General features: G+C 28.7%; 7 protein-coding genes. 2 read left to right on the top strand and 5 right to left on the bottom strand.

Annotated features, from left to right (window positions below; all coding sequences use genetic code 11):
- Positions 1-107 precede the first annotated feature (107 nt).
- From JOC62_RS00120 to JOC62_RS00110, 3 genes are all read right to left on the bottom strand, one after another.
- Positions 108-1,385 (bottom strand): L-cysteine desulfidase family protein, encoded by a 1,278-nt coding sequence (locus JOC62_RS00120; RefSeq protein WP_204593126.1) that lies wholly within the window; start codon positions 1,383-1,385, stop codon positions 108-110.
- A gap of 47 nt (positions 1,386-1,432) precedes the next feature.
- The gene (locus JOC62_RS00115; protein ID WP_204593125.1) at positions 1,433-2,359 is read right to left on the bottom strand and encodes a DMT family transporter; all 927 of its coding nucleotides are present in this window, start codon (positions 2,357-2,359) and stop codon (positions 1,433-1,435) included.
- A gap of 275 nt (positions 2,360-2,634) precedes the next feature.
- Entirely contained in the window at positions 2,635-3,933 is a 1,299-nt protein-coding gene (locus JOC62_RS00110; protein ID WP_204593124.1) for a M18 family aminopeptidase, read from the bottom strand.
- Between the two features lie 344 nt (positions 3,934-4,277).
- Between JOC62_RS00110 and JOC62_RS00105 the strand changes: the two genes are divergently transcribed.
- Together JOC62_RS00105 and JOC62_RS00100 are read left to right on the top strand one after the other, a co-directional pair.
- The gene (locus JOC62_RS00105) at positions 4,278-5,462 is read left to right on the top strand and encodes a cation diffusion facilitator family transporter (protein ID WP_204593123.1); all 1,185 of its coding nucleotides are present in this window, start codon (positions 4,278-4,280) and stop codon (positions 5,460-5,462) included.
- Between the two features lie 187 nt (positions 5,463-5,649).
- Positions 5,650-6,348 (top strand): DUF2628 domain-containing protein, encoded by a 699-nt coding sequence (locus JOC62_RS00100; RefSeq protein ID WP_204593122.1) that lies wholly within the window; start codon positions 5,650-5,652, stop codon positions 6,346-6,348.
- 135 nt (positions 6,349-6,483) lie between these two features.
- On the opposite strand, the gene pulA is transcribed toward JOC62_RS00100, so the two are convergent.
- Together pulA and JOC62_RS00090 are read right to left on the bottom strand one after the other, a co-directional pair.
- Complete coding sequence (pulA, locus tag JOC62_RS00095; protein WP_204593121.1) at positions 6,484-8,499, bottom strand: type I pullulanase; 2,016 nt, start codon at positions 8,497-8,499, stop codon at positions 6,484-6,486.
- Positions 8,500-8,594: 95 nt separating this feature from the next.
- The gene (locus JOC62_RS00090) at positions 8,595-10,613 is read right to left on the bottom strand and encodes an amylo-alpha-1,6-glucosidase (RefSeq protein WP_204593120.1); all 2,019 of its coding nucleotides are present in this window, start codon (positions 10,611-10,613) and stop codon (positions 8,595-8,597) included.
- Positions 10,614-10,617: the final 4 nt, after the last annotated feature.

Here is a 10,617-nt window from a genome sequence, read left to right as displayed (position 1 = left end):
GGAATAGAAATTAATATATCTGTGGATAAAAAATAAGACTCAGTGCATAAAACATAAAATTGTTTTACGCACTAAGTCTTTATATAATAAATACCTTTTAAATCATATTATTTTCTAAGCATTATATTTAGTATTGTGTTATCTGCATTGTTTAATCCGTCTTTAACTAATACTTCAATATTTTTTATTGTATCTTCTGCATCTTCAAAAATTATTCCATCCTTTGATGATGGAGATATATTGTTCATTGCAAGAGTTGCACATTGAATTGCTGCATTTGTTGCTGTTGCAATCTTTAAAGCACATGTACTTTTAGCACCATCACATATCATGCCTATAACATCTGATATCATATTGTTTACTGCATGTTTTAGATTAGTAAGATTTCCACCTAAAAGATATGTTATACCACAACAAGCACCTGTTGCCCCTGCAATACCTGCACCACAAAGAGGTGAAAGTCTTCCTATATACTCTTTTATATGGATAGTCATTAAGTTACTTATAATTAGTGCCCTTGCAATATCTTCATCTGACTTTTCTAATACCTTCCCAGTTTCAGCTACTGGCATTGAACAAGCAATTCCTTGATTTCCTGATCCAGCAGTTGTCATTATAGGCATTGAGCACCCATCCATTCTAGCATCTGAAGCTGCTGCTGTTGCTGCAATTACTCTATTTGCTAAATTATTTGTAAATAAATTAAAACCTTTGTCTTCTATTATTTTACTTCCAACTTCTAAACCATATCCACCTTTTAATCCTTCATCTGATACTCTTCTATTCATATTAGCACCATCTAATATAAATTTTATATCTTCAAACGGAATTTTAGTTGCAAAATCATATATCTCTTCAATTGATAGGCCACTTGCACAACTTGAATCTTTACTTCCTTTTTCTAATGAATCTTCTTGATTATTCAAGATAACCTCTTTATTTTTTTGTATCAATACAACATTAGTATGATCTTTTGCAATTACAACTTTACAAATATCATGTTCTCCTTTTGCAATTACTTCTATATAAAGTTTCTCGGAAGTATCTTTTTGAAATATCTTAATTATTTTATCTTCCACAATCTTATTTGCTTTTTCTAATTGTTCTTTAGAGAAATCTGATAATATTTCAAGTTTCTTATCTGATTTTTTTATAACAGCACCTAATGCTGCTGCTATCTCTATACCTATTTTCCCAGTTCCAGGAATCCCAACACCTAAAGCATTTTTTATAATGTTAGCACTAAGTAATAATTCCATATTAATTAATTCTTCGCTTAAATTTTCTACAGCAATTGAAGCTGCATATGCTACTGCTATAGGCTCAGTGCACCCTTCTGCTGGAACTATTTCTTTACTTAATATATCTAAAAATTCTCTTCTCATAATATGTTCCCTTCTTCCCCTGTGTTTTTACCATAATTATATCACTTTTATATTTCAAGACCTATATTATGATTCTTTTCTTCTATTATTTCTTCAATAGTTTCATCACCAGATTTATCTCTAGCTAAAATAATTGTTGATATAAGTATTAATATTGTTCCTATAATAAGGGCAAATGTAAGCTCTTCTCTAAATAGTAGGATTCCCATTATTATACTAACAATTGGCTCAAAAGTCCCAAGAATCGATGTTGATGAAGCCCCAATCATCTCTATTCCTTTTAATAGTAATATCATTGATAGGATTGTAGATACAACAGCTATTAAAATATATGCTACTCCTAGATTCATTGTAACCTTTGTAATTAATGAACCATCTATAAGACTATATATAAACATTCCAACAGCTGCACCAAATGTTATATACATTGTTATTACTCTATTATCAATATCTTTGATTTGCTTCATAGCTAACATTATTATATTAATTCCATAAGCTATCCCTGAGAATAGTGCTAAGAATAATCCTAATGCACTTAATGTGTTATTTTCAAATGCTATTAATGCATAAACTCCTATTCCTGCAAATATTAATGAAAGTAATTTGTTTCTACTCATCTTCTTTTTAAAGAAAATATATTCTAATATACATACAAATGCTGGATAAATAAAATGTAATGTAGTGGCTAGTCCTACTCCTAAATAATTATATGACATAAATAATGTTTGAGTTGTTATTGTATATCCTATAAGCCCAGTAATAAAAAGTAATAAAAATTGATTTTTAGTCACTTTAATAGATACATTTTTACATAATAAATATACTAATAATACTAATGATGCTATTGCAAATCTAAAAAATAGTACTGTATTTGGATTTGATCCATTTATATAAGCAAACTTAGCAAATATAGGCATTAATCCAAATGCTACTGATGCTAAAATTGCAAATAATATTCCTTTGTAATTTTTCATAAATTTACCCCCTAATAATATTGTTAATCATTTAAATTTTATCCTAAGTTTCTCACTCAAGTATTCATTCTAATTATCTATATTTTCATTGTCAATTACTTATTTAAACTTTTATTATATTTTTTATTTAGGGAGTAATAAATTACTTACTATATATATTAAGCGTCACTTTTCTTTTGGTCTTTACAAAAAAAATCCTCCTTGAAATCATTAAGTTTATGTCTTAATAATATCAAGGAGAATTTAAAATACTCTTTACATTAAATTAGAACTTTCTAATTTAAGCTAAAGAACTTTGTAAATGCTTCTATTGTATAGAAATTATCTTTAACAGATGCAAGCTCTCTAACTGAGTGCATTCCTATAAGTGGTGCTCCCATATCTACAACTGGTATAGAAAGGTCAGCTGCTGACATTGGTCCTATTGTTGTTCCACCCTTTACATCTGATCTATTAACAAATTTTTGTACTGGTACTTTTGCTTCTTCGCATACTGATTCAAATATTCCAGCTGCAACACCTTCTGTTGAGTAACTTCCTGAAGCTGCTATCTTAAGAACTGGTCCTTCACCTAATAATGGTCTATTAGTTGGATCATGCTTATCTGGTAAATTTGGATGTACAGCATGAGCTAAATCAGCTGATATCATTAATGAATTTGAAACTGCTCTAAAGAATTCTTCAGTACTCTTTCCTAAAGCAATTGCAATTCTTTCAAGTGTTCTTCTTATAAAGTTAGATTGAGCACCTTGAGCTGTTAAGCTTCCTATTTCTTCATTATCAATGCAAATCATAACTTTTGTTGAATCTATATCTGTACTATTTATTAATCCTTTTATTCCTGCAAATACCATCCATTGGTCATCTAACTTTCCAGCAGATATGAATTCTTCATTTATTCCCATTATGCATCCTTTTTCATATTCATATAAGAATAAATCAAAATCTAATATCTCATCTTCTGAAACTCCAAGTTCATTAGTTAAAAGGCTCATTAAGTAACCTTTCTTTTCTAATTCTTCATTTACAAAGCCTACTAATGGTAAAGTATCCTTTTGTCTATTGAAGTTGTATCCTTCATTAACTGTTCTATTCATATGAATAGCTATACTTGGTATTATTAGTACTGGTTTATTTATATTTACTAGCTTAACTTCTGGCTTTAAAGGTGATTTTCCTTTTAATATCACTCTTCCAGCTACTCCAAGTGGTCTATCAAACCAAGTATAAAGTATTGGTCCACCATATACTTCTGTGTTTAATCTTACATAATGATCTTCTGTCTTCATTTCAGCATTTGGTTTTATCTTAAATCCTGGTGCATCTGTATGGGCTCCTATAAGTCTAAATCCATCTTTTTCAATTTCTCCATTACCAACTTTAAATGCCACTACAGCAGAATTATTTTTTACTAAATAATATTTTCCACCCTTTTTAAGACTCCATGAATCTTTTTCAAATATTTCTTCAAATCCTTCTTTATCTAATATATACTTTACTGAATATGCAGCATGATAAGCTGTTGGACTTTCATATAAAAAATCTATTAATTCTTGTGCTAATTTCTTTTCCATGTTAATTCCTCCTAACACTTTCCACTATCTATATTAAATACATTTTATCATATTTAATTGTATATATGATGTACTGATAGTTCATTTAATACTTTATTCAAACTCTATTAATTTACAATAAAGATCTGCTTTTGTAATTCTATTATTTGCAAATTTCTACATGAATATTTTAATGCAATTTATGTTATCAATAACTATATAAAACTATTACATTCTACATAAAATAATTATATCACATCATATTTCTCATTATGTAAAATAGTAATTTTACCCAAATAGATTTGATTAATATTTATTAGTAAGTTAGAATAAATTATATAATTTAAACTGGAGGGAAAATTTCAATGCTTTCAAATTTTTTAGTAAAAACCTTCATTAAAAATAATGAAAATACAAAGGATAAAGATGTACGTAACAATTATGGTTTCTTAGGCGGAATAATCGGGATAATAGTTAATCTTATCTTGTTTATGATTAAATTTACTGTTGGTATGTTAGTATCTAGTATTGCAGTAACGGCAGATGCATTTAATAACCTATCTGATGCAGGATCTTCCGTAATAACTATAGCTGGTTTTAAAATGGCTAATATGCCAGCAGATGAAAAACATCCATTTGGACATGGAAGAATGGAGTATTTATCAGCTCTTATAGTAGCATTTATGGTTATGCTAGTTGGACTTCAATTTGTAAAGTCATCCTTTGATAGGATATTAAATCCTGAATTAATAAAGTTTGAATGGATTCCATTTATATTACTTATTATTTCAATTTTTCTTAAGTTTTGGCTTTCAAGATTTAATAAATTTATTGGAAATAGAATAGATTCATCCGCACTAAAAGCAGCATCTGTTGATGCTCTAGGAGATGTATTTACATCAACATGCGTTGCTATATCTTTACTTGCAGCTAAATTTACAACATTCCCTATAGATGGGTATATAGGTATTGTTGTAGCTTTATTTATAGTTTATTCTGGATTCTCTTTGGTTCGTGAAACTATAAATCCACTTCTTGGAGAAGCACCAGATCCTGAACTTGTAAAAGATATAGAAACTATGATGTTATCTTATGATAATATAACTGGTGTACATGACCTTATAGTTCATAACTATGGCCCAGGTAGATGTATGGCCTCAGCTCATGCTGAAATACCATCAGATGTTGATATTATGGAAATACATAATATTATAGATAAAGCTGAAAGAGATATATCTAAAAAATTAAATATTTACTTAGTTATTCATATGGATCCTATATGTTTATCAGATGATGAAGTTAATGCAGCTTATAAAGAAGTAAATAAAATTATTAAGTATAATCCCTTAATAAAATCAATGCATGACTTTAGGATAGTTGGGGAAGGAAATGAAAAAAACCTTATATTTGATATAGTAGTAAATTCAAAAGCTTTATGTAAAGTTATGGATGAAGAAGATCTAAAAAAGGATATCATTAAGTCAATAAAAGAGATTCATCCTAATTATAATTGTGTAATAACAGTGGATCATGATTATAGTAATGATTAGTTAAATTCCTTTTAATTAAGTTAAATATACCTTGTTAAGCAGAATTGGTTAAATTATTATTTATCCTCTACTTAATGAGGTATTTTTTGATCAGTTTAAATTACATATAAAGTAATATTTGTAATTGTTTTAAAGTTTTCTGTGTGTTATACTAACTTTGTTATCATTTGAATAAGGGGGATATTCAATGTTTTGTGAAAAATGTGGGAGTGAACTGGGAACTGATGGAAAATGTAATAATCCTTCATGTGAGTCCAATAAAGAATATATTCATTTAGATGAATCTAAAGCTAGAGAATCAAAATCTTCAAATGTATTTGACTCTTCCTATAATGATTTTAATAAAGATCACGGTAATAATTCCTATTATCAAAATTGTTATAATAATAGGATAAACGACGATGATATAACTTCTGATGAATTTGTTTCATTTATAGGAGTGAAAAATACCGAGTATTATTTAGAAAAATTAGAGATGTACAGAGATAATGAAAAGTTTTCTTCTTGGAACTGGGCTGCATTCTTTTTAATGGTTTATTGGCTTTTATATAGAAAAATGTACAAGATTGCTGCTATATTATTTGCAATTAATCTAGGGGTGTCATTTTTCTTAGGTTCTTTTGCACCAATAACATTCTTAATTATAAGAATAGGTGTTGGAGTATATGCAAATAAAATATATATAAAGGATTCATTAACTAAGATAAAAAACATTAAAAGGTACTCTAAAAATTTAAGTACTGATGCACTTTATTTACGTTTAAACTCTAATGGTGGTACTAATCTTGTTGCACCTTTAGCTTTATTTGGAGTAACTGCATTCATAGTAATATTAACTGGCCTATTCTTTATATCATTAATAGGAGCATTTTTCTTTGGAGTTTAATTTTAAAGGGATGTTGCAAAACTAATTAAAGTTGGGTTTGTAACATCCCTTCTTTTGACTAAAATATAGAAATAAAAACTGATTATAACTATTTATTTATAGTCATTTTGTATCACTTCCTATTTCTTATATTATTTATTCTATAACTAATATATTTGCACTTCTTCCATCTACTATTATCTCATTACAAATATCCTCACTAATTCCATCTTCATCGACTCTTTCTCCATTAGCAATTAGTTTCCATATGCCTTCTAAAAGATTTACTTTAGCTTCATCTTTATTACCATTTAATATAATCATTATCTTTTTGAATCTATCATTTAATGCTTCTCCATTTATTATATATGAAACAACATTATCTTCGTTACTATCTAAAAATCTTAAGTTTTCTCTTATCTCTTCAGATGAGTTCATTCTAAAAGCTTTATGATTTTTTCTTAGATTTATAAGTTCTTTATAATATTCGAAGACATCCTTATATTTTTCTTTTCTGCTCCAATCTAACCTATTAACTAAATCACTTGATTTAAAACTATTTTCAATTAGAGTTCCATTTTCATCAACCTTAGTTCTTAAGAATTCTTCACCTGCATGTATGAATGATATACCTTGTGAAGTCAGAATTATTGAAGCTATTAATTTGTTCATTTTTATACGGTCTTCTTCAGACTCTTCACTAGCTGTTATATAAAGCTTATCCCATAGTGTATAGTTATCATGTGCTGATGCATAAGTAACTGTTTGATATGGCTCGTTTGCCCAAAATTCATCTGAGTATATAACCTTTGAGTACTCTATTTGATCATGGTTTGTTGAAGCTACTATCCCACATTTTATTGTTTCTTCAAAGCCTTCTCCACCATTTACAAAGCCTGGCTTTTCTTCAATAAATACATCACCCTTAACACCATCTCTTATATCATCACTAAATGCCGCTATTTGAAGCTTTTCGTATTGAGTTGTATTCTTCTTTAAAGCTCTATCGTTTTCTTTTAGTGGAGTTTCTCCTCCAGTCCAACCTTCACCATAAATAATTATAGATTTATCTATTTTATCAAGTTCTTCTCTTATAAGCTTCATAGTTTCAATATCATGTAATCCCATTAAATCAAATCTAAATCCATCAATATGATATTCTTTAGCCCAATATACTACTGAATCTATCATAAATTTTCTAAACATTTTTCTATCTGATGCAGTTTCATTTCCACAGGCTGAACCATCTGAAAGATTTCCATTTTCATCTTCTCTATAGTAATAGTATGGCACTACTTTATTAAATAATGAATTCTCTGATTCATATGTGTGATTATAAACCACATCCATAACTACTCTTAATCCTTCTTTGTGAAGATTTAAAATCATATCTTTAAATTCTTTTATTCTTACATCTCCATCAAAAGGATTAGTTGAATATGATCCCTCTGGACAATTATAATGTTCTGGATCATATCCCCAGTTATACTGCGGCTCATCTAACTTCTTTTCATCTACTGATTTATAATCAAATGTTGGCAGTAGATGTACATGAGTTATTCCAAGCTCTTTTAAGTGATCTATTCCTGTAGCAACTCCACCATCTGTTTTAGTATTTGATTCCCATACACCTTTATATTTCCCTTTAAAATTTGATCCTGAATTATAGTCTATTGTAAAATCCCTTATATGCATTTCATATATAATTGCATCAGTTGGATCTTTAAATTCTGGCTTTCTATCATTATTCCAACCTACTGGATTGGTTTCTTCCAAATCTACTACCATTGAATATTCACCATTAGCAGATACAGCTTTTGAGTAAGGATCAGTAACTATGTTTACCTTATCTCCTATTTCTATTTCGTATCTATAATAAACTTTATTTAAATCTCCATTTTTCTCTAAAACCCATACATTATCTATTTCTTCCATCTCAATAGATTTAAGTTTACATAACTTATTTAATTGATCATCTTTATAAAATAATTGTAATGTTACCTTTGAAGCTACTGGTGACCATAATCTAAATATAGTCTTATCCTTTGAATATATTGCTCCTAGCTCTAAATCATAGCCATACTTTTCTTCAAATTCTTTTGAGTTAAATATATCTCTTAGCTTAGCTTTTTTATCTCCATTATACATATTATATATTTCTTTTATATTCATATAACCTCACATCCTTAAACAAACTCTTTATTCTTAAAAGTCCTATAATCATATTAGATAAACTTTTTTACTCTTTATGATTATAGGACTTTATTTTATTTATTGAATATATTCTTCTTTGCTTCTTCTAGTCTTTTATTATTGCCTCTTATGCACTCATAGTATACTCTTAAAACTTCTCCAACTCCCCAAGCTTGATTATAGCAACCTCTAGGATTATGTGGAGAATCTCCATCAAATATTTCAGCTATTCCACCAAGACATTGATCTTCTATATGAATCTCCATTTCTTTAAGTGCTTCATCTACAAACTTTATAGCTTCCTCTGAGTACTCATGTACTCTACAATAACCACTTAAAAATGCTCCTATTGGAAATGACCAAACTGTTCCTTGGTGATATGCCATATCTCTATCTATAAGTTTACCTTCATAAAAAGGCTTATAGTCCTCATGATCCTTACTTAAACTTCTAAGTCCAAAAGGAGTATATAGATAATCATATATCTTTTCTATTACTTTAATCTCCTTATCTTTAGGAATCATAGTAAATGGAAGAGATATTGCCCATGCTTGATTTGGTCTTATAGACGGATCACTCTCTATATTATTAACTACATCATAAAGGCACTTTTCATCTTCATTCCAGAACTTTTCATTAAATGAATTCTTAACTTTTGCTGCAAGACTTTCATACTCTTTATATTCTTTATCATTAAACTTTTCACCAAGTAGTGATACTATCTTTAATGCATTATACCAAAGAGCATTTATTTCAACAGGCTTACCATGTCTTGGAGTAACAACTATTCCATTAACTCTTACATCCATCCATGTAACTTGATCTAGCCCATCCCCTGCCATAATTAATGAATCTTCATCCATCTTTATTGAAAAATCTGTTCCTTCTTTATATGCTTTAATAATATTTTTTATAGTTCCATATAATTCTTCTTTTACGAATTCTAATTCCTTTGGATCATTCTTATATAATAAGTACATGTATATAGCATGAATATACCAAAGTGAAGCATCTACTGTATTATATAAAGGTTCTTGCCCAAAATCAGGGAACATATTTGGAATTAACCCATTCTTCTCATATATACTAAAGCTTCTTAAAATATCTCTAGTATCATCAAGTCTTCCTGTACACATTCCTACACCAGTTAATGCAATCATAGTATCTCTTCCCCAATCTAAAAACCATGGGTATCCAGCAAGAACAGTTTTGCTATCTATTGAATCCCTATCAACTATGAAATGATCTGCTGATATTGGAAGATACTTAGCTATTACTCTATCATCCTCAAAAGTATTTCTTAGAGCTTCAATTCTCTCTTCTTCTTTCTTAATTATATCCTTAGCATTAATTTCTGTATATTCTTCAATAGTACATACTAAATAAACCTTCTTTTCTTCATACTCTTTAATGCTAACAGTTAATTCTCCTGGAACATAATATCTATCTAAGTATTTATCACCTGTTGATTTATCTACATCATAATAAACCTCTGAAGTTATACTAGATTCTTTAGATGATACTTTACCCTCAGATACAAATAATCTTATATTTAAATCCTTTTTAAGATCTGGGATAAGATTAAAACCATTATTTAAATCACTTTTAGTAAATTCAAGATTTTCATCTTTGCTTGGTTCTCCTGGATCTCTGAAAGAAAACCATGGAGTAAGTATAAGATCTCCCCCATCTTTATTCCCTTTTATTGAATACTCTATTACAGCTGTGTTTCTTCTTCGCTCTAAGAATACCCTCTTCTTTATTAGAGTCCCATTTACAAAATAAGTATACTCTGGTATCCCATTATATGAGAAGCTTTGAAGGTTTTTATAACCTTCAATAACTTCATCCTTATACTTAGTTGTTGTTAATGGATATTCTATTCCTTTTGAAATAAATTTCTCACAAACTTTAGGTAATATCATATATCTTTCATCTGGAGATTTAAGTGCTGCTATTAATATAGCATGATACTTTCTACTATTAGCACCTATAATAGTACTTCCTGAGAAAGCACTTCTTCCATTTGAAAGCATCCATTCCTTTTCAATTCCTCTTTCATAACTTTTACAGCTATTTTTACCAAATCTCATAAAA

Origin of the sequence: Clostridium sardiniense, from assembly GCF_016907995.1 — a bacterium.
Taxonomy (GTDB): Bacteria; Bacillota; Clostridia; order Clostridiales; family Clostridiaceae; genus Clostridium; species Clostridium sardiniense.
Note: the sequence above shows the minus strand (reverse complement) of the source record. Positions and strands in the feature narration are given on the sequence as shown.

Bases quoted from the DNA above. Each gene is read 5' to 3' on its own strand.
- JOC62_RS00120 (WP_204593126.1), bottom strand. From the start codon at position 1,385: ATGAGAAGAGAATTTTTAGATATATTAAGTAAAGAAATAGTTCCAGCA.
- JOC62_RS00115 (WP_204593125.1), bottom strand. From the start codon at position 2,359: ATGAAAAATTACAAAGGAATATTATTTGCAATTTTAGCATCAGTAGCA.
- JOC62_RS00110 (WP_204593124.1), bottom strand. From the start codon at position 3,933: ATGGAAAAGAAATTAGCACAAGAATTAATAGATTTTTTATATGAAAGT.
- JOC62_RS00105 (WP_204593123.1), top strand. From the start codon at position 4,278: ATGCTTTCAAATTTTTTAGTAAAAACCTTCATTAAAAATAATGAAAAT.
- JOC62_RS00100 (WP_204593122.1), top strand. From the start codon at position 5,650: ATGTTTTGTGAAAAATGTGGGAGTGAACTGGGAACTGATGGAAAATGT.
- pulA (WP_204593121.1), bottom strand. From the start codon at position 8,499: ATGAATATAAAAGAAATATATAATATGTATAATGGAGATAAAAAAGCT.
- JOC62_RS00090 (WP_204593120.1), bottom strand. From the start codon at position 10,613: ATGAGATTTGGTAAAAATAGCTGTAAAAGTTATGAAAGAGGAATTGAA.